A 21,574-nucleotide genomic window follows, 5' to 3' on the forward strand; every position below is an offset into this window, starting at 1 on the left:
GCAGCTCTGCCTACAACACCCCAGGTACTGACTGTAGATGTAGACGGACAGCCTTACCGCGTAACAGTTGCTTTCGGAGATACGGCTAATACTGCTGCTGCTGCTCCTGCCCAGGCCGCACAATCCGCAGCACCGGCCGCTCCAGCGCCTGCCGGAGCCGGAAATGAAATTCTTTCACCGCTGGAAGGAAAATTCTTCCTCGTAAAGAACGCTTCCGACACACCACTTAAAGTTGGAGATATAGTCAAAGAAGGCGATGTGCTTTGTTATGTGGAAGCAATGAAAACATATAATGCCGTACGTTCGGAATTCAGCGGAAAGATCACTTCCATCAACTACGCTGGTGGCGACACAGTTTCTGAAGACGACATATTAATGACTATACAGTAATGAACGAGATATTTCAAAATCTGTATGAAATGACTGCGTTCAGCAACATTATTGCTGAACCGCAGTTCCTGATCATGTATGCAATCGCATTCATATTGCTTTATCTAGGTATCAAGAAGCAATACGAACCTTTGCTGCTTGTCCCTATTGCATTCGGGGTGCTGCTCGCCAACTTCCCCGGAGGTGACATGGGCGTGATCCAGGCTGATGAAAATGGATTGGTCAATGTTAACGGAGTAATGAAAAACATCTGGGAAATGCCGTTGCACGACATTGCTCATGAACTGGGAATCATGAACTTCATCTATTACATGCTGATCAAGACCGGTTTCCTTCCGCCAATCATTTTTATGGGTGTAGGAGCCTTGACCGACTTCGGCCCGATGTTGCGCAATCTTCGCCTGTCGATTTTCGGTGCAGCTGCCCAGCTGGGTATTTTCACCGTTTTACTGGTAGCAATCCTGATGGGATTCACTCCGCAGGAAGCCGGCTCTCTCGGTATCATCGGGGGGGCAGATGGACCTACAGCGATCTTTACAACCATTAAACTCGCACCTCATTTATTAGGTCCGATTGCCATTGCTGCTTATTCATATATGGCACTGGTCCCTGTAATCATACCACTGGTAGTCAAAGCTCTTTGCTCCCAAAAAGAACTTCGTATCAATATGAAGGAACAGGAAAAGAAATATCCTTCAACAGTAGAGATTAAGAATATGCGGGTTTTAAAAATTATATTCCCAATTATTGTTACTACTGTTGTTGCCTTGTTTGTTCCCAGTTCAGTGCCTTTGATCGGTATGTTGATGTTCGGTAACCTTGTAAAAGAAATCGGAACCAATACATTCCGTCTATTCGATGCTGCATCCAACAGTATCATGAATGCAGCGACCATCTTCCTGGGACTATCGGTAGGTGCAACCATGACGGCGGAAGCCTTCCTGAACTTTACAACGATCGGTATTGTGATCGGTGGATTCCTGGCTTTTGCCTTGTCTATCGCTGGCGGTATCTTCTTCGTAAAACTGTTCAACCTGTTCACCAAGAAGAAAATCAATCCGCTTATCGGTGCAACCGGATTAAGTGCCGTCCCAATGGCTTCACGTGTTGCCAATGAGATTGCATTGCAATACGATCCCAAAAACCATGTATTGCAGTATTGCATGGCCAGCAACATTTCCGGCGTAATCGGTTCGGCTGTTGCAGCCGGCGTATTGATCTCGTTCCTGGGATAAAAAAACTGCAACTATTTATAAAAAGTCCCTGTAATCTGCTCAATGCAAGTTGCAGGGATTTTTGTTTAATACATTTTTTGGAGAACAAAGCGGTTAATTCCGGACTTTTTACACGAATATTAACCTTTTCTAATAAATAAATTGCCCGCAAATGCTGTAATCCAAAAATAAATACTTTAATTTGTGACTTGATATAGAAATGCTTTTTATCCTTTTCTTAAATGTGATTGAATATGAAGGACACTCATGAAACTAATCTGCCAGCTGAAGAAACCGGCAAATTAGAAGAAACTAAAGCACCGGAAGTAACTCCGGAGAACACTGCGGCTGAAGTTGAAACAACTGAAACCCCGGATGAAGCGACAGCGAACGCTATCAGTAAATTATCAAAAGAAGAAATTCTTGAAAAATTAGCTGAATTGGTAAATGCTGCTGCCGAAACGGCACGCAACGAAGTGGAATCGTTGAAACAGGCATTTTATAAAATCCACAGAGCCGAAGTTGAAGAATCGAAGAAAACATTCCTCGAAGGTGGTGGAGAAGAAAAGGATTTCGTCGCTCCTGAAGATGAAGGCGAAAACAAACTGAAAGAATTGCTGGCCGTTTTTAAAGAAAAAAGAGCTGCAATCCTGGCAGAAGAAGAACGCATAAAGGCTGCGAACTATGCACTGAAACTTCAACTGATCGACCAGTTAAAAGTGCTTACCGAAAGTCAGGACGACTTCAATAAGCTATACAACGACTTTAAAGACATCCAACAGAGATGGAAAGAAATTAAAGCCGTACCACAGGAACATGCAAACGAACTGTGGAAAAACTATCAGACTTACAGCGAAAGATTCTATGATATAATCAAGATCAATAACCAGTTCCGCGATTACGACTTCAAGAAAAATCTGGAATTGAAAACTGCTCTATGTGAAACAGTTGAAAAGCTGCAAACCGAACCGGATGTCGTGTCCGCATTCCACCAGCTTCAAAAACTACATCAGCAATGGCGTGAGATCGGTCCGGTTGCCAAAGAACTGCGTGAAGAGTTATGGGCTCGTTTCAAAGCGGCTTCTACCGTGATCAACAAACGTCATCAGGAGCATTTCGAATCGCTGAAATCGAAAGAACAGGAAAATCTGGTCGCAAAAACAGCTATCTGCGAAGAAATAGAAGGTATCGACTTCGATGCATTGAAGACATTCAAAGACTGGGAAGAAAAGAATAAAGAGGTGATCGCTTTACAGGATAAATGGAAAACAATCGGTTTCGCACCGAAAAAATCCAATGTAAAGATTTTCGAACGCTTCCGCGCTGCCTGTGATGTATATTTCAACAAGAAAAGCGCTTTCTACAAGAATATCAAGGAAGAGATGGAAAAGAATCTCGAACTGAAAAAAGCCTTGTGTGAGAAAGCGGAAGCACTGAAAGACAGCGTAGAATGGAAGAGTACGACTGAAAAGATGATCGCTCTCCAGAAAGAATGGAAAACGATCGGTTCGGTTGCCCGCAAGCACTCGGATGTTGTATGGAAGCGTTTCATTTCTGCCTGTGATTATTTCTTCGAACAGAAAAATAAAAATGTTTCCTCCCAGAAGGGCGTAGAACAGACAAATCTGGCCGCAAAAAAAGCATTGATCGAAAAGATCAATAAGCTGGATGAAACGTTGAGTGCAGATGAAGCATTAGCTGAACTGAAAGACATGATGGCTGAATGGAATGCAATCGGTCATGTACCTTTCAAGGAAAAAGATAAAATCTATAAAGAATATCACGAAGCGGTAGACAGCCAGTTCGACCGTTTGAAAGTAGACCAGACAGATCGTAAGATGCAGTCATTCCGCAGTAACCTGAACGATATGGCAGGCGAACATGGAAAAGGCAAACTGTATGGCGAACGCGAAAAGCTGATGAGAATGTATGACCGCATGAAAAATGAATTGCAGACATACGAAAATAATATCGGCTTCCTCAGCATCTCCTCGAAAGGCGGTGGCGGTCTCGTGAAAGAGATGGAGCGCAAGATCGAAAAACTAAAAGATGAGATGGCGCTCATAATTAAAAAGATCGATGCAATAGATGAAAATCTTGAATAAATAAAACGAAGCCGTCTCGCTAACAGACGGCTTCGCTGTTTATATACATCTACTATTTTATATGATATCCCAGATACATTTATTTAATCCCGGACATGAAACTGCCGTACTGCTAGGCACGGAGAACTATACACCTCCGGCAAACGTACGAAGAATGATACAGGAGTTATCATATCTTCCTGTATGGTATGCCGATAGCAACGATTACGTATTTACAGAAGAGATCGCTTCGCCTCGTTTCTTTTCTTTACAACCCAAAGAGCTCAGGCCGTTTGCCACGCTTGTTTCCGTAAAAGAATTGAAAGAGTTAGCTCCTTCTCTTCCGGAACTGGCTGCGTCTCCCTGGGGAATATCTCCGCACAGCCTGCACGTCTTTGAGAAACTGAAACAAGAATTACAATTGAATTTATCCGTACCGACCTGGAAAGAAGAATATTTCCGGCTGACCGGTAGGCAGACAGCGGCAGAATGCCTTGAACGAATCCGCCAGCTGTTACCCGACCTTCCCATACCGGCTACTCCGAAATTCTGCAAAAAGATCAGGGAAATAGAAAAATACCAGATCCTGCAAAATGCCCCTTTTGTTGTAAAGACTCCTTATTCTTCGTCCGGACGCGGTTTGCACTGGATACCGGAGCGCAAACTCACCCCCAAAGACCGTACCTGGATAGAAGGGGCTATCAATAAACAGGGCACTGTCAGTATTGAATGCGGACTAGACAAGGTCCATGATTTAGCGATGGAGTTTTATTCCGATGGGGAAGGCCATGTCACCTATGAAGGACTCTCCGTCTTCAGTACGGAAAAAAAAGGTTCCTACTCCGGAAATGTATTGGGAAGTCAGGAATATCTGGCTACACCGATCAAACGTTGGATAGGAGAAGATGTTTACCAGCGGACCCAGGAAGCGGTTACAGAAGCCCTGAAAAGCATTTATGGAAATATATACCATGGATATCTGGGAGTGGATATGATCGTCTACAAAACAAAAGACGGTTCGTATGCCCTCCATCCCTGTATCGAGATCAATATGCGCTATACGATGGGAATGGTCGCCCTCCGCCTCAGTCAAAAATATCTAGCTCCGCATGCCATTGGCGATTTCCATATCACTTATGACAGTAAAGCCGGAGATGCCTACGAACGTCATCGTTTCATGAAAGGAGCTTACCCGCTCACCATAGAAAATGGCAAAATCAGGGAAGGATACTTATCTTTATGCCCGGTGACAAAGGAGACAAAATACAGAGCCTATATTTTAGTTGTGTAGATAGTTTTCTCTATCTACACAATTGTTCAATAATCTCTTTTTCCTGAGGATACCTAACGACCAGTTCTTCTTTCCGGGCCAGTTCGAAATCTTTATATTCAAATCCAGGAGCGACAGCACAACTTACCAATGTAAAACCTTTCGGATTTTTCAGGCGGGCAGCAAACCAAATATCAGGTTCAACAGTGATCTGTAACTGTCCTCCCTCCTGATCCGAAAGTTCACGACAAACAAGTTGTCCTTTTTCGAAAGAATAGATATGTAAAGGTTCGCCCTTATGGAAAAACCAGCTTTCCGGAGATTGAATACGGTGAAAAGCCGAAAAGTCCGCCTCTTCCAACAGGTAATAGATTGTTGTCAACACTCTGCGGTCGGATGGATATCCGGAAATAGGTTTCCACCTGTCCGGACGATATACTTCTTTAAAATAACCACCCTCCGGATGCGGAGACATATTTAGTTTTTCAATCCAATAAGAAGAATCTTTGCTACGATCCATAAGCTGTATATCTTATTATTTATGACGACGAACGCTACGAATAGTACCCGTCTTTTCTGTTCCTAATTTGTACCCCAAAGATAATCCAAATGTAAATGTACGGTCACGTATTCCATCCGATAAACGGGTAAAACTAGGTAAATAAGCGATATTAAATCCTAATTGCATATTCCTGAAGTCTTTCCGGATGCCACCCACACATTTCAAACCGAACAGGACAGGATGAATGCCATCCAGCTTTTCTTTGATAGGTTCAAAATCAGAGGGACGGTGTTCATCAAAATCAACATAAGTTACTACCACCGATTTCAATTTAAAATCAAGACGGGGGCCAACACCGATAAAAAAGATATATCCGTCATGACTTGTCTTTTTAATGTCACCCATTCCGACCTATTCTAACCCACTTCTTCTTCGAACTCCTTCAGTTCTTCCAGGCCTTTCTCTATTGTTCGGATATTTCTCAGGTAAAAACGGATTTGATAGAACATCATAATAGAAATAAAGAGCAATATTAATATCAGACGTATTTCCCAATTAGCGACAAGCCGGGCCTTTTCAATAAACAGAAAAGCAATCAGAGCTGAAACTACAAGTCCCGAAGCAAACATGAAATTCCTTTTCATCCAAAGTTTATAAATTAACGTAAGCCGGGCCAGTTCACAAATCCTCTTCTTCTCCATATTGAACCTAAGAAGGATAGCGGAGAAAAAGACTTGTATAATAAATCCTATGCCAATAGTCCCTTCCAATACAGCAAAAGAGAGCGGCTGCATCACGATTTTACCTGTCACAACTAGCACAGGAAACAACACACACATCACGAATGCCAATATAAGTCCAAACAAATCAAACCTGAACAACCGTTCATAGGCCGACTGTGTCCGATTAATTATCATCTCCTTAATGATCCTTTTATTCAATATCTCATTTTGTGCCAATCGCTCGTTCAGCACATTCCAACCTGCTTTTAATTCTTCCAGTTCCATATTCTTTTTAATTTAACTGTTTGACATGATTCTTAGCTTCTCTTTAATACGATTGAGTTTTACTGCCACATTATTACGGGAAAGTCCGGTAATATCCGCCATCTCCTGATAACTCTTTTCTTCCAGCCAAAGCAGGATCAGTGCACGCTCCAAACGTCCCAGCCGGTTTATCATCCGATAAAGTTCATGAAGCTGGGTTGTTTTATCTTCTTCTTCCACAAAATCTTCCAGGTCGACCGAAATCGGTATCACTTCCGGTTTGGACTTTGACTTGCGGAAAAAAGAAATACAAGTATTCAGCCCGATGCGATACACCCAGGTGGAAGCCTTACACTCGCTCCGGAAGCGGGGAAAGGCTTTCCACAGGTTGATCACGACTTCCTGATACAGGTCGTTCAGATTCTCCGGATCACTTGCATAGATATAGCAGACCTTATATAGAACCTGCTTATATTCTTCTACAAGCGCTATAAACTCCTTCTCTTGTTGCTGTGCATTCATTAACTCGTTATCGTATTGTTTACTACATCAGTCGCATACAAAGATGAATAATTACAATAATAAATCAAAAATCTGGATAAATCTTCATCTTACCAGGGCAACCGCATCAAAAGCATCTCTCGTCCGAAAGAAAACACCGTTTTGCAAGACAGTAAAGGTAGTTTTAAGCATGAGAAAGTTCGTGACGGAAACATTACTTCCCCTCCATGATTTTCGCACCTCATCCTTCACACACGTAACACGATGTATTACAGCCTCTTGTGGTGAAGGCAACATTTTCCCGCCTGCCTTCACGCCCGAAACGGGAAACCTTCCGGTGAGCAGGCATCCGTTTGGAAACAGATAGTTATTCGTTGGACAACCGATGCCTGTCCGTTAAAGAAAAACCGTACGCATTCCAGGAAAAAAACGTACGCTTTTTTTTCGAAAACAACATTTTATCCCCGCTTCACCACCCTTCACCACAATTACCTATATTACAACATAGTATACACGATGAAGGGTGAAAGCAAAATATATAAACCCCATTGCAGGATAGAGTCTTTCGGAAAAGCGAAGACGTTTCAAGCCTCAAAAAGTCTTTGCTGCCCCCTTTTCAAATAATTTGATGCGGTTGCCCTGTCATCTTACTACTTCTGGTAACTACTCACCTATGCCCGAATGACGATTATTGAGTTATTCGATAGTTGTTTCTCATACTCATTGTTGTCCCGGACTAACGAAGACATAATACTTCTGATTTCCAATAAAATAAGATCAGAATAAATGCTGATTTTCTTGCGCATGTCATAGGTATTTTGTGGCTGTAGTTGATTACTGCGTTACAAAGAGAGCCTTATTCTCCATCATTGACAGCCTCAGTAAAGCATTTGCGTGGTTCGCTTCCTTTTTAAGTACAGTTACCACTACCTTAAACCAGTTCAAGTAATTCTGCAGGTATTTCGTAGAGACTCCCCAAAAGGTGGAAGCGATCCATTTCTTCAATCTGTTGTGTAACGAGTTCACGTGTTGTATATGGAATCTTTCCTGTTTGACCCTTTGCTTTATGTCGTCTCTTAACACTACATGCTTCAGGTGGTTGTCGTTTGCATACCCCTTATAACTTACATGGCCGTCAGAGCAAAGAATTACGTCCTTGTCCAGCGGAGTTCCCAGGCTTTCCGCGATGTCCGCTTTGGTCAGCCTTCCTTTTCCACAGCATGTCATGTTCAGGTCGTTCTTTCTGTCGGCAGTTACTATAACCTTAGCCTTGTTATCCGATATACCACTGCTTTTAGGATCGGTCCCCCTTTTGCGGGGAGGACGTTTGAGATGACGGTTACCTTTCTCGGATTCTTCAAAAAATGTCTCGTCACTTTCCACATTAGGTGAGTAGTTACTACTTCTGCAAGAATTGCAAAATATTCAAAAATTCACTTTTTTTAATATATCAAACTATATTTATTCCACAAAAAAACTTCATATTTGTTTCATATACAAAACTAAGTTTCTATACAGAAACTTAGTTTTGTATATGAAACTTAGTTTTGTATCACAAACCCTAAACAAATGATATTACGCGTTCAAATTCAATACAATACAGTTAAACATTTAGTAACATTTTAAATTCACATGCCTATGAAATAAACACAATCACTTGCCTTTGTACAAAAAAGGCCAATAAGTGTTGCCTCACTTATCAGCCTTAAATTAGTACCTCTTTTCTCATTAAATTAATACTAACAAAAACGCATACAAAAGTATGAAAAAAAATCGCATAAAAGATGATATTACATTTTATCATCCAAATTCAATCTGTACACACATTTTTAGACCTTTGGGGTCTTTATTATTTTTCTCATTCTTTGTAGGGCATATATGGGCGGATAATATAGGAGAGCCTTCCCCTATTCAACAACCGACCAAGCACCAACAAGCCAAAGACAACGTTTTGGTTTCTGGTAAAGTAAAAGATGCTTTAGGAGAATTAGCGTATATAACAATTCACGTTAAAGCCAACGCGCTGATCGGAACAATATCTGGAGAAGATGGAAGTTTTAGCTTGAGCAATGTACCAAGAAATTCGACCCTCGTATTCTCTTATCTCGGTTACAAAACGAAAGAAATAAATATCAGTAAATTAAAGAATCAGGAACTGACTTCCCTTCTTGTCGAAATGGAAGAAGACTCTGAACTTCTGGATGAAGTTGTTGTCACAGGTGTCGGCTCTCAAAAAAAAGTAAGTATCGTAGGTGCTATTACGACTCTTGAACCAAGTGAATTAAAAGCGCCAACACGATCATTATCAACCCAATTGGCTGGTAGAGTAGCAGGCGTTACCTTTGTACAAAAGTCCGGACAACCAGGAAAAGATGGTGCCTCCTTTATTATCAGAGGGATCAACTCTGTGACAGGAAATAGTGAACCTCTTATCTTAATTGACGGATTAAAAAGAACGATTGACGACGTAGACCCGAATGATATTGAAAGCTTCTCCGTTTTAAAAGATGCCTCAGCAACAGCTGTATATGGTCTGGAAGGAGCCAACGGTATCATTGTTATTAAAACAAAAACAGGAAAAGTTTTAGCAAAACCATCCGTAAGAGTCAGCTATTCAGCTTCTATTAACAACTCGACTTACAAACCCAAGTGGGTAGATGCAGTTGATTATGCCAAGATGAAAAACGAAGCATACGTTGTCAGAGGGAAAAAACCGTATTACTCAGATCAGGATATAGAGAAATTCGGTGATGCGGATATGGACTTTTATCCGAATGTGGATTGGTACAAGACTATGGTTAAACCGAATAATTTCTCTCAAAAAGCGAACTTCAACATCAGCGGTGGAGGAAACGTGGTAACCTACTACATGTCCGGAGGTTTTTATAAAGAAAATGGTATGTTCAACAGCGGAAATGATTCCAATGCCGATTACAACCAGTTCAATTTCCGTTCAAATATCAAAGCCGATGTGAGCTCTTCAACAACATTAGCTTTAGGATTTGACGGTCGTTACAATACAACGACAGAACCGGGTCAAGGCGTTGACAATCTTCTGAATATTATGAATAATCTAAACCCGACGCTTTTCCCGGCCGAATACTCGAACGGTACAGCTCCAGAAGAGCCGCCCGGTGTGACAAACCCGTATTCGTTGCTGACAAAGACTGGTTTTGTAAAAGATTATGCCAATCACATGTCAACCAACCTGAATATCGTTCAAAAACTTGACTTTATAACAGAAGGGCTATTTGTCAACTTTATTGCTTCTTTTACAAAAAACAACTATTACACGCACAAGTACGAAAAGAAGTATCAAAAACATGCTCCTGACTTCGCCCATAGTTATATGGGTACCGGGCGAGACGAAGAAGGCAATCTGGTCACCATTAATAAAACCCCGGATGTCGACGACAAAATGAGTTTTAAATATGTAGCACCAACAGGAAACAGAGTTATAGAAGTACAAGGTAGCGCAAATTACAGCAGAACTTTCTTCACCGATCTTCACACAACAGGATTGTTCCTTTATAAGCAAAGAGAATATCTGACAGATGCACCCCAAGGGAAAGGAGCCGAATTGCTGATCAACGCATTGGCCTCACGCGAACAATCGTTGGCAGGCCGTTTGACATTCGACTGGAAGCATCGCTACTTTATGGATGTGAATATAGGGGCATCAGGCTCTCAACTCTTTACACCGGATAAGAGATGGTCTACCTTCCCTTCTATTGGCGTAGGTTGGCTGATTTCGGATGAAAACTTCTGGTCAGGTTTACGTCCTGTAGTGGATCTATTTAAAATCCGAGTCACTTATGGTGAAGTAGGGGCTCCGGGTAGTGCCAAACGTTTTGGTTATTTGGCAGCGACAGGTCCTCTGACCGGTTATTCATTCGGTTTCGGTAATGCCGCAGGCAGTGGCGTCAGCATTGGAGGTATTGGCGAAACACGACTGGAACAATTAGGCTTAACTTGGGAGCGCAACAAGAAAATTAATCTCGGAATAGAAATCGGTTTATTTGAACAATTCAAATTAATCACTGAGTTATACCGCTACGACAACGAGATGCAATTGATCGACCTGAACCGTCTGCCATCCACATTAGGCTTACCGACCATACCAAAAGCCAATCTGGGACGCACTATTTCCGAAGGTGTTGACTTCGATTTCACTTATTCCAATTCATGGAATAATTTCAGAATCAATTACATAAAAGGTATCATCAGTTACAATAATAACGAGATCAAAGAAAACGGACAATTAGACCCGAAAGTTCCTTACCAGAGCGGTATCGGCCTGGACTACGGAAGATCTCTCAATTATATTGCTTTAGGCCTGTTCAAAGACCAAGAAGACATCAACAATAGTCCTGTTCAGACATGGAATGATGTAAAGCCCGGCGATATAAAATATAAAGATATAGACGGAGACGGTGTAATTACGCCTACCGACCGTGTATGGTTAGGAAACCGGTATCCCAAATGGACTTACTCGTTGGCTTTCGACATCAGTTACAAAAACTTCACTCTGGCATCGCGACTCATCGGAAAGTCGAATGTTTACAGGACGATCAGCGGAGGTAGAATACCCTTCAATCCATATGATTCCAACGGCAAGGAAGTAATCAACGAAAACGGAGCATTGTATTATGCCGCAATGAACGACCACTGGACACCGGCCTCTTATTCAGGAACTACTGCCACAGAAAATCCGAATGCGACTTATCCGCGTCTGGCTTTCGGATCTGAAAACAGAAACAATGCCCAACAATCTACCTTCTGGCTTCGTGAGTCTTCTTATTTGCAAATTGCCGACATAGAATTGGGTTATAACTGGATACCTAAAGACAAAAATCAATTCTTCAAGAGTATCTATTTCTACGGAAGATGCGATAATGTATGTACGTTCTCCAAATTCAAGGATTGGAATCCAGAATTAACATCTCCATATGCATATCCGCTAAAAAGAACGATCACATTAGGTTTTGAAATCGGTTTTAATTTATAATACAAATCATGAAAACAACATATATTATAGAATTAGCATTAAGCCTTTGCTTGTCGGCGGGTTTTAACTCTTGCAACTATCTGGATGCAAATGAGTATTTGAATGAGGTAGAAAACCTGAACGATATCTGGACTGAACGAAACAGCATACGAAAAGCATGGGCCGCTTGCTACGGAGCCATGCCCAACTATGCAGACATGGTCAACGGTTGGCCTTTCAACTGTAATTACGATGAGGCCCATGGCGGTTTAGACAGTTATAATTGTCTAACTTTTGCCCAAGGTAAATATGACGCAGACAAACCGATATACGAATATTGGAAAAACTATTACAAAGCCATTCGATTATGCTGCCAATTTCTGGAAAACTCTCATTTAGCAAATGATAAACTGCTAGAAGAGGGCGAAGTAGAAGGTTATGCTGCAGATGCTCGCTTTTTAAGAGCCTTCTATTATTCCCAAATGATAGAATTATATGGTCCGTTTGTCATCATCGACAAAACAATCGACTATTCGCAACTGGAAGAATACCCTACCACCAGATCAACATTGGACGAATGTACGGATTTCATCCTAAAAGAATTAGAACAGTGTATTGTCGAACTTCCCAACAACGAAGACATCCTGACTTCCGATTACGGTCGTCCTTCCAAAGAGGCAGCCATGGCTGTTAAAGCTCGTTTATTATTATGGGCTGCCAGTCCGTTGGTAAACGGGAATCCAGATTATAGCGACTTTGTTAATAAAGAAGGTGTCCCATATTTCAACGTACAATCACCTGATATGGAGAAATGGAAAAAAGCTGCCAAAGCAGCTAAAGATATTATCGATTTAAATAAATTCGACTTGTTTACGATGCCCGCCAACGACGGCTATACAACCGTTCCGCTCGGCGAATTCGAAGGCAACAATATCGAATGGCCGAACGGACCTGCCGGCATTGATGCCTACCAGTCTTATAAAGCATTATTCAGCGGAGGGAAAAATTACTGGAACAAAGAAGTAATCTGGCAGGTGAACACATCCGGACAAAGCTCCTCGTTAAGCCGTTTAGGTTTCCCCCGCAACTATAACAAAGGACAGGGCGCCGGTATGGCCGGAAAATTATGTGCCGTACAAAAGCTTGTCGATGCTTATTTTATGAATAACGGCAAGACAATCGAGGAAGAAAAAGAGTTGTACATCGATCTGGGAATGACCACCATCGGCGACAACTACTTCATTCATGGAGAAGGGAAGAAAGACAAAGTTTCTCCCATAATAACCGGATTCAAACTGAACAACACGATTCAAAAAGTGCCCAACAGATGCCTGAACAGGGAAGCTCGCTTTTATGCAACGATCGGGTTCATCGGGAAAGGCTATGTCGAAAATACCGGAAGCATATACTATGCCGATTACCGTGCCAATATGGTTGACGGATATTTACAATCCGACCGTCCTTCTATCCGTACCGGCTACCAGATCGTAAAATGGATCAATGACGAAGATCAAAACGCAGCCGGAAGTTTCGATAAACAATATCCTGTATTCAGAATGGCGGAAATCTATTTATCGTATGCCGAAGCATTAAATGAATATGACCCACAGAATCCGGATGTTTTGAAATATCTGAATTACGTTCGTTACAGAGCCGGACTACCGGGTTACAGATCGGGAAACCAAGATGTAAATCGGGAAAGAATCAAAAGAGAAAGATATGTCGAATTCGCTTTTGAAGGCAAGAGATATTTCGACTCGCGCAGATGGAAAGATGCAGAGATAAACGAACGAGATCAATTCGGTAACAACAAAGGAATGAACGGCCCCGTATATGGTTGCAATTATCAAGCCACCGACGGTAGTTTTTATGACCGGACCATCATAGACGGTTACCTGTTCAAGAAAAAAAACTACTTCCTGCCGATTCCTTACCAGGATGTGGCAAATCACTGGGGAGACCTTGTTCAAAATCCGGGATGGTAATTTTAATATCCTATAAAAATAATAACGTATATGAAAACATATTTGTCTTATATAACCATTTTCACGCTTACGCTGATAACAGCAGCATGTGGAAAGCTAGATTACGAAAATAAAGAATTTTATAAACAGGAAGTTTATATCATCAATTCAGAATCGACCTCCGCCACGGAGCGCGAGATAACTGGTATCCAAGCTTATACTTTCGTTGATACACTAAAGATCATCAACGACAGTTACGACACGGACACTTTAGTAGACTACAAAGTCGGCACGGCCAATATTATTTTCAAAATAGGAATAGGAGGATCGCTTTCCGCCCATGAAGATTTGGAAATCCTGATCGATTTTGACGAAGAAGCCGTGAAAGACTATAACATTTCAAAAAATGCCGAACGTTATATTCCGGATCCGTCACTGTACACGACAAACATCCCTTACGACCAGACAAGAAAAGGATTCCCTGTCGTCATTAAAGCAGGAACAGCCTCCACGTCTCTGACATTTCAGGTTCCCATCGAACGCGACAAGATGGAAACGTATGCCGATTTCGCTTTTGCCCTGAAAATAAAAGAGACAGGAAATGCTACACTGAGCCGCCAATACTACAACTTCATGGTATCCAAACTCAATGTAGACCTGGAAAGAGTGGTCGACTGGTCCGGTTTTCCGATACCAGAAATACCGACAGGCCGTTACCTCTCAGCCCGTCTGTTAGGAAACGGAGCCGAAAACATACCGGCAGACGGCAGACATCGTAAATATAAATATATCACACCGTTGGGCGATACCCCTGAACTAAAAGGAAAGTATATAATCTGGGGAACCGGGGTTTGGAGTTTCGAAGTCTTCGCCTATCATGGTTCCGGTTGGATGTATAACCTGTTCACATTGAACGACCAGGTTGCCGGAACTTACACCATCGAACCCATCCTGGCAGGAAACAATGACTTCCCAGCCCGAACATTTGCCTATAGCACCGTACAAGGTGTCACGGAAGACAACAAATATGATCCTAAAACAAAGACCCTTACCATTCATTACAAGAATGTAATCGGGCAGGATTATACCGATGTATTAACCTTCGAATCAGAAGACCTGACGTTGGATCCGATCAAAGGGAATAGCATCTCTCCCCAAAGTTGGGCACAAGTAAAATCGAAAGGATACAAATATTGGTTACCTGAAGATAAATAGGATAAGAAAATGCATAAGCAAAATATTTGAATCAATCAAAATATAAAAACAGGGAACACGGTTGACGTGTTCCCGTTTTTCATATTCCACACATTTGTTCCATGGTTGCAAATTAACAAATTATATAACCTTACCCCTTGTTGTTATTAATTAATTAACAAAATACATGAAGTCTATTTATTATAAAAACGCGAAATTTGTTTCAAATAAGAAATGTGATTTCAAATAAGAAACAAAAAAAAGAAAGTGACAATATGATGAATCAGGAAGAAACAAAAGAAGTAAAAAACGGAGATAAATATAACATCCCCATGCTTGAAAAAAGCTTTGAACTGCTGGAGCTACTTATCAAGTATCCGAACGGGTTAACCATGCAGGAAACAGTCAACCTGCTGAATACACCCAAAACGACTGTTTTCCGCCTGCTGAACTCTTTGCTCAATATGGGATATCTATCAAAAAACATCGATACCCAACAGTTTTTCCTTTCCAAAAAGTTTTTAAAACTGGGTCTGGCAGCTTTGGGCGAATCCAATATAGTGGAACAATCTCTTTCACCCATGAGAGCGCTGCGCGATAAGATCAAAGAAAGTATTATGCTCGGCGTTTTTATGGAAAACAGAATAGTCCTGCTGGAGCAAGTACTGGGATCTCACAATTTCACCTTCCTGCTACGTCCCGGAACAAGCTTCTGCTTGCACGCCTCTGCCCCCGGCAAATTGACCCTCGCCTATTTGCCGGAAGAAGAACTCGAAAAAGCACTGGAAACGATACAATATACCGTCTTCAACAAACATACTATCGAAAACGAAGCTCAACTGAAAAAAGAGCTCGAACACATTCGGAAAATCGGATATGCAGTAGACCTGGAAGAAGAAATGGCCGGTGTGCAATGTATCGCTGCACCTATATTTAATCAATTTAATAATATTGTCGCAACAATCTGGACGTCCGGTCCATCCGGCCGTCTAACCAAAAGTATCTTTCCTGTAGTCGCAAAAGAATTAATCCAAACAGCGAATAGTATCTCTACCAGTTTGGGATATACTTGTAAACAATATAAATAACCACATATCATGAGAAACTACAGCAAATTCATCATCCTTCTGGCGACAGTCTGCATAGGGAGTATGCAACTTTCCGCCGAACAAATGGACCCGAAGAAAATTACACTCACCGCAAAGGCCAAAGAACAATTGGCGGGAAAACAAATATTGTATATAGAAAGGGAACAGTATGCCCCGGACCATCATAATACCGCCACTCTTTTCCAGAAAGAGGAAATCAATGAAAGCAGTTTCTTCCCGGGAGGTGCCATGCGTATTTTTGATGTGAACACAGGGAATACGACCACACTTATCGAACTGAAAGACGGATTGGTCCGCGATCCTGAATTGTCTTTCGACGGGAAAAAGATCATCTTTTCCATGCGGAAAAATAAGGATGATTTCTATCATATCTATGAAATAAACACAGATGGAAGCGAATTAAAGCAATTAACTTTCGCCGAAGGAGTATCCGATATAGATCCTTTATATCTGCCGGACGGAGGAATCGTGTTCAGTTCCACCCGCCAGCCCAAATATTGCATGTGCAACCGACATATCATGTGCAACCTGTACCGGATGGAAGCAGATGGTGCCAATATCACACAAATCGGCGTTAGCACGTTATTCGAAGGACATTCCTCTTTATTGAACGACGGTAGAATCCTCTACGATCGCTGGGAATACGTGGACCGTAATTTCGGTGATGCACAGGGACTATGGACGGTAAACCCCGACGGAACAAAACATTCTATATACTATGGCAACAATACTCAATCGCCGGGCGGAGTAATCGACGCCCGGCAAATCCCCGGAACCGACCAGGTAATCTGTATCTTCGGCTCCTGCCATGACCGTCCCTGGGGAGCCCTTGCCATTATAGACAGAAAAAAAGGAGTAGACGGCGTTGACCCCGTCGTACAGATATGGCCCGAAGACAGCAGGAAACTGGTTGACAACGGCGACCTCGACTCATTCAAATGGATCGAATACTTCTTTGAAGACCCTTATCCTCTCAATGAGAACTTCTTTCTGGCTTCCCGTACAATCTGGGCAAAGCCGGGCGGATGGATGCATCTCGACTCCAAATCCGGCATCTACCTGATCGGTCGCGACGGAACACAGGAACTGATTATCGAAGGAAACAGAAGCCTTTTCGATCCGATGATTATCGAACCGCGCCCTAAACCTCACGCTATACCATCCAACAGGAATTATACAGATAAGAAAGGTTCCTTCTACGTGCAAAATGTTTATCATGGCACACATATGAAAGGCGTCGAACCGGGAACAGCCAAATACCTGCGTGTCATCGAATCTCCGGAGAAAAGGACATGGACAAAGAACGGCTGGGGCGGACAAGGCGAGCAGGCACCGGCCGTTAACTGGCACAGCTTCGAGAACAAACGTATCCTGGGAGAAGTACCGGTAGAAGAAGACGGTTCTGCTAATTTCGAAGTTCCTTCGGGTACATTCGTCTATTTCCAGTTGCTCGACAAGGATAAGAAAATGATCCAATCCATGCGCAGCGGAACAATGGTTATGCCGGGAGAGGTAAATGGTTGTATCGGTTGCCACGAAGACCGCCTGAGTGTTCCGAGTGCAATGGGTCCCAAACCATTGGCCTTAAAAAAGGCTCCTGTAAAGATGAATGGCTGGATGGGTAAGGCACCCAGGAACTTCTCCTTTATGGAACAGGTTCAACCGATTCTGGATAAAAGCTGTGTACGTTGTCATGATTTCGACCAGAAGAACCGTAACAAGCTGGTGTTGGCAAAAGACAAAAATCCATTCTTCAATGCCGCCTACGTCAATTTATATGTAAAGAAAGAAATTACACTCATCGGTGGAGGCCCCGCACAGATACAGGAGCCTTATTCCTGGGGATCGCATGCCAGCAAACTGACAAAGGTCATTGAAGGCAATCATCACGATGTGAAATTATCCCCCAAAGATAAAGAGATACTTTACACCTGGATGGACCTGAACGGCGTTTACTATCCGGTTTATGAGTCCGCTTTCGACTCTACACTTGCCGGACGAAGCCCGCTATATAATTACGAAATACAAGAATTAATAAAACTGACGGAAGTAAACATCTGGGACCTCAACCACCACGGCCGAAAACTGACCGCACAAATATCTTTCGACCGCCCGGAAGTCAGTCCATGCCTGGATAAAATCAGAAACGACAAGCAGAAATATGTCCGTGCCGTCGAAATCATCCGCACCGGACAAAAGCGGCTGAAAGCTACTCCACGCGGAGATATTGAAAAAGACCTCGTTCCCTGCGAACGGCATAAAGCACAGCTACGGAAATATGCGGAACGTCTGAAAGTCGAACAGCAAAACTGTTCGGTCATCGGACAAGGTGATAAGATTTACGACAAATAATATAAACACACAACCATGAGTACACTCGATTTATTCAGCCTGAAAGGGAAAAAAGGCTTTATCACCGGAGCCGCACGCGGTATCGGGAAATGTCTTGCCGATGCATTCACAGAAATGGGCGCCTCTATCGCCATTGTCGACATAGATATTGCAGAGGCAGAAAAGACAGCCAAAGAACTGGCCGCCCGTTACTCAGCCCACACCATCGCCATCCGCTGCGATGTGACGGATGCAGAAGATGTAGGACAAATGATGGACACATTTATCAAAGAGTACGGCAGCATCGACTTTGCCATCAACAATGCCGGAATAGCAAACACTTATGCAGCAGAGGAAATCTCATCCAAAGACTTCAAGAAAGTTGTCGACATCAATCTGAACGGCGTCTTTCTGACAGCCCAGGCCGCAGCCCGCCAGATGATAAAAGAAGGGAAAGCCGGCAGTATCGTAAACACGGCCTCCATGTCCGCCCACATCATCAACACCCCACAGACAATAGCCAACTATTGTGCCTCAAAGGGTGGTGTGCTTCTGCTGACTAAAGCACTGGCAGTCGAATGGGCCAAGTATAATATACGCGTCAACTGTGTCAGTCCGGGATATATGGCAACTGAGCTGGTTGCAGAGATGAAGGACATGCACAAAGGATGGATATCGAAAATCCCGGCCGGTCGCCTCGGTGTGCCGGAAGACCTTATCGGAGCCTATTTATACCTGTTAAGCGATGCCGCACGCTACACAACAGGGACAGATTTAATTGTTGACGGCGGTTACACAAGTTTATAATCATGAGCACTCACAATCCAATCATTTCCTCCCGGGAAATCGCACGCCTGATCGACATCAGTGCCGTACGTGCAGATTCCACCCGTCAGGACGTGGAAGACATCATCGACGGAGCCATAAAACACAACTTCATTTGCATCTTCCCCATGCCCGGCATGCTTCCGCTCGTTTTTGAGAAACTGAAAGACCATTCGCAGATCGGAATCGGAGGTGTTGTCGGTTTCCCTTCCGGCGGAGAGACAACGGCAAGCAAGCTGTTCCAGGCTAAAGAACTGAAAGAGGCTGGCTGCAACGAAATCGACATGGTTCTGAATATCGGCAAACTAAAGTCCGGCATGTTGAACGATATAGAAGACGAAATCCGGCAGATCAAAGCCGCCGTTTCCCCTCTTCCTTTAAAAGTAATCATGGAAGTCGTCCTCCTCACCGATGAAGAGATAAAAACAGCTTCCTCCATCATCCTGAAAGCCGGAGCGGATTACATTAAAACCGGAACCGGCTGGGCGGGAGCAACTACGCTCCATCATATCGATTTGATCAAAGAGACCGTCGGTGACGCCATCAAATTAAAAGTGGCAGGAGGTGTCCGCACGCTCGACACATTGCTGGAAATGTATCAAATGGGCGTCAGCCGTTTCGGCATTGGCTATAAATCGGCTCTTAGGATCATGGAAGAATGTATAAACAGGGAAGCACATGAATGAAAAAGTAATATCCTATGATCTGGGAACAGGAGGAATAAAAGCCTCTCTCTTCAATCGCAACGGAGAGGCTCTACATTCCGTCTTTATCCCCTATCCGACTGCCTACCCGCAACCTGGCTGGCAAGAACAGGCACCCGAAGACTGGTGGCAGGCTATCATCCGTTCCACCCGGCACCTGCTGGATAAGACTAAGATCGATAAAAATGAAATAACCGCCCTTGCCATCTCCGGACACAGCCTGGGCGTCGTCCCAATCGGCAAAGACGGTAGCCTGTTGCAGGCTGCCACCCCTATCTGGTCCGATCGCCGGGCCAGTAGCGAAGCTGAAACGTTCTTCAACCGGATCGATTATAAAGAATGGTATGAGACAACCGGCAACGGTTTCCCGCCGGAATGTTATTCGGTCTTCAAGATCATGTGGTACAAGAAACATTACCCAGAACAATATGAGGTTACAAACAAAATAATCGGAACAAAAGACTACTGTAACTACCGGTTTACCGGCCGCCTTTGCACCGACTATTCGTATGCCTCCGGAAGCGGAGTTTTCGACTTAAAAACCTGGAACTATAAAGAGGAATATATACAGGCTTCCGGCATCCGCCCGGATATATTCCCGGAAATACTGGACTCGGACGCTATCGTCGGGACAATTACTCCCGAAGCCTCTCTCGAAACCGGATTGCCGGAACATGTCAGGGTTATCTGCGGTGGTGTGGATAACTCTTGTATGGCCCTGGGAAGCAAAGGTATCAAGCCTTCCCGTATTTATACCTCGCTGGGATCTTCTGCCTGGATCGCCCTGGTATCCGAAAATCCGGTGCTCGACTTTGACAAAAAGCCTTATGTCTTTGCACACGTCATCAAAGGAATGTATGCCTCCGCCACCTGCATATTCTCGGCAGGGAGTAGCCTGCAATGGGTACGAAATACGATCTGTCCCGATCTGTTATCGGCCGAAGAACAAGGTGGAGAAGACGCCTATATAGCCATGAACAAACTGGCAGAGACTTCGGCTCCGGGTGCGAATGGCCTGCTCTTCAACCCAAGCCTGGCTGGCGGTTCAAGCATCGAGCCCAGCCCGGATATGACAGGAGCCTTTACCGGACTGAGATTGGGGAATACACGTGCCGACCTGATTCGTGCCACCATGGAAGGTATCGCTTTGAATCTTCGTATCGCACTGGATCTGTTCCGGAAATATCACGCCTCATTCTCCGAGATGTTATTTGTCGGCGGTGGCACAAAAAGTGATTTTTGGATGCAACTCTTTGCCGACATCTACGAACTGGAAATCCAAAAGACAAACATCGGGCAGGAGGCGGCTTCGTTGGGAGCTGCGGCACTCGCCCTGAAAGGTACAGGTCTTTGGAATAGTTATGAAAAGATCGACACCCTGCATCAGGAACAACAACGGTTCAGGCCCGATCCCCGTCATCAGGCAACCTACCGGAAAGTCCTCGACAACTTCAAGGCACTTGCCGACAGCATAGCTTCCCTGAATAGTATAAACAAATAAAAGTAAAGATAA

Annotated in this window: 17 protein-coding genes and 1 pseudogene; 13 read left to right on the plus strand and 5 right to left on the minus strand. The window is 43.4% G+C overall.

The window, feature by feature from the left end; genetic code table 11:
* Positions 1 to 18 precede the first annotated feature (18 nt).
* The 4 genes and pseudogenes from NBH15_RS29495 to NBH15_RS06150 all read left to right on the plus strand — a co-directional run.
* Positions 19 to 390 (plus strand): annotated as a pseudogene (locus NBH15_RS29495) (acetyl-CoA carboxylase biotin carboxyl carrier protein); the annotation flags it as partial.
* On the plus strand, positions 390 to 1,625 hold the full coding sequence (locus NBH15_RS06140) for a sodium ion-translocating decarboxylase subunit beta (RefSeq protein ID WP_007655729.1): 1,236 nt from the start codon (positions 390 to 392) through the stop codon (positions 1,623 to 1,625). The pseudogene NBH15_RS29495 and the gene NBH15_RS06140, both read left to right, overlap by 1 nt.
* A gap of 233 nt (positions 1,626 to 1,858) precedes the next feature.
* Positions 1,859 to 3,709 (plus strand): DUF349 domain-containing protein, encoded by a 1,851-nt coding sequence (locus tag NBH15_RS06145; RefSeq protein WP_128134553.1) that lies wholly within the window; start codon positions 1,859 to 1,861, stop codon positions 3,707 to 3,709.
* Between the two features lie 61 nt (positions 3,710 to 3,770).
* On the plus strand, positions 3,771 to 4,979 hold the full coding sequence (locus NBH15_RS06150) for an ATP-grasp domain-containing protein (RefSeq protein ID WP_244050344.1): 1,209 nt from the start codon (positions 3,771 to 3,773) through the stop codon (positions 4,977 to 4,979).
* A 10-nt stretch (positions 4,980 to 4,989) separates the two neighbouring features.
* On the opposite strand, the gene NBH15_RS06155 is transcribed toward NBH15_RS06150, so the two are convergent.
* Genes NBH15_RS06155 through NBH15_RS06170 form a run of 4 tightly spaced genes read right to left on the minus strand, consistent with a single transcriptional unit; the run spans position 4,990 to position 6,968 of the window.
* Positions 4,990 to 5,478: a cupin domain-containing protein gene (locus NBH15_RS06155; protein ID WP_250822212.1), complete on the minus strand. Its 489-nt coding sequence runs from the start codon at positions 5,476 to 5,478 to the stop codon at positions 4,990 to 4,992.
* Positions 5,479 to 5,493: 15 nt separating this feature from the next.
* On the minus strand, positions 5,494 to 5,865 hold the full coding sequence (locus NBH15_RS06160) for a hypothetical protein (protein ID WP_233567310.1): 372 nt from the start codon (positions 5,863 to 5,865) through the stop codon (positions 5,494 to 5,496).
* A gap of 11 nt (positions 5,866 to 5,876) precedes the next feature.
* A complete protein-coding gene (locus NBH15_RS06165; RefSeq protein WP_048318192.1) occupies positions 5,877 to 6,467 on the minus strand; it encodes a hypothetical protein in 591 nt (196 codons plus the stop codon).
* A 12-nt stretch (positions 6,468 to 6,479) separates the two neighbouring features.
* Positions 6,480 to 6,968 carry an RNA polymerase sigma factor gene (locus NBH15_RS06170; protein WP_128134551.1) on the minus strand — a complete coding sequence of 163 codons (489 nt, stop codon included), beginning with the start codon at positions 6,966 to 6,968 and terminating at the stop codon, positions 6,480 to 6,482.
* Between the two features lie 169 nt (positions 6,969 to 7,137).
* On the opposite strand from NBH15_RS06170, the gene NBH15_RS06175 reads away from it, so the two are divergent.
* The gene (locus tag NBH15_RS06175) at positions 7,138 to 7,314 is read left to right on the plus strand and encodes a hypothetical protein (RefSeq protein ID WP_158579674.1); all 177 of its coding nucleotides are present in this window, start codon (positions 7,138 to 7,140) and stop codon (positions 7,312 to 7,314) included.
* Positions 7,315 to 7,781: 467 nt separating this feature from the next.
* Here NBH15_RS06175 and NBH15_RS06180 read toward each other — a convergent pair whose 3' ends face one another.
* Positions 7,782 to 8,330 (minus strand): IS1595 family transposase, encoded by a 549-nt coding sequence (locus NBH15_RS06180; RefSeq protein WP_250822213.1) that lies wholly within the window; start codon positions 8,328 to 8,330, stop codon positions 7,782 to 7,784.
* A gap of 379 nt (positions 8,331 to 8,709) precedes the next feature.
* Here NBH15_RS06180 and NBH15_RS06185 point away from each other — a divergent pair, with 379 nt between their 5' ends.
* The 8 genes from NBH15_RS06185 to NBH15_RS06220 all read left to right on the plus strand — a co-directional run bounded on the left by NBH15_RS06185 (position 8,710) and on the right by NBH15_RS06220 (position 21,562).
* Positions 8,710 to 11,955, plus strand: a complete 3,246-nt coding sequence (locus NBH15_RS06185) for a SusC/RagA family TonB-linked outer membrane protein (protein WP_250822214.1) — start codon at positions 8,710 to 8,712, stop codon at positions 11,953 to 11,955.
* An 8-nt stretch (positions 11,956 to 11,963) separates the two neighbouring features.
* Positions 11,964 to 13,919, plus strand: a complete 1,956-nt coding sequence (locus NBH15_RS06190; RefSeq protein WP_250822215.1) for a RagB/SusD family nutrient uptake outer membrane protein — start codon at positions 11,964 to 11,966, stop codon at positions 13,917 to 13,919.
* Between the two features lie 30 nt (positions 13,920 to 13,949).
* Entirely contained in the window at positions 13,950 to 15,113 is a 1,164-nt protein-coding gene (locus NBH15_RS06195; protein ID WP_128133098.1) for a DUF1735 domain-containing protein, read from the plus strand.
* Positions 15,114 to 15,367: 254 nt separating this feature from the next.
* Entirely contained in the window at positions 15,368 to 16,180 is an 813-nt protein-coding gene (locus NBH15_RS06200) for an IclR family transcriptional regulator (protein ID WP_128133099.1), read from the plus strand.
* Positions 16,181 to 16,189: 9 nt separating this feature from the next.
* Positions 16,190 to 18,553: an HzsA-related protein gene (locus tag NBH15_RS06205; RefSeq protein ID WP_250822216.1), complete on the plus strand. Its 2,364-nt coding sequence runs from the start codon at positions 16,190 to 16,192 to the stop codon at positions 18,551 to 18,553.
* Positions 18,554 to 18,568: 15 nt separating this feature from the next.
* Positions 18,569 to 19,339, plus strand: coding sequence for an SDR family oxidoreductase (locus tag NBH15_RS06210; protein WP_128133101.1), 771 nt, complete (start codon positions 18,569 to 18,571; stop codon positions 19,337 to 19,339).
* A 2-nt stretch (positions 19,340 to 19,341) separates the two neighbouring features.
* Entirely contained in the window at positions 19,342 to 20,043 is a 702-nt protein-coding gene (gene deoC / locus NBH15_RS06215; protein ID WP_128133102.1) for a deoxyribose-phosphate aldolase, read from the plus strand.
* The gene (locus tag NBH15_RS06220; RefSeq protein ID WP_128133103.1) at positions 20,036 to 21,562 is read left to right on the plus strand and encodes a xylulokinase; all 1,527 of its coding nucleotides are present in this window, start codon (positions 20,036 to 20,038) and stop codon (positions 21,560 to 21,562) included. Before deoC ends, NBH15_RS06220 begins: the two co-directional genes overlap by 8 nt.
* Positions 21,563 to 21,574 lie beyond the last annotated feature (12 nt).

The organism is Parabacteroides caeci (assembly GCF_023656795.1).
Taxonomy (GTDB): Bacteria; Bacteroidota; Bacteroidia; order Bacteroidales; family Tannerellaceae; genus Parabacteroides; species Parabacteroides segnis.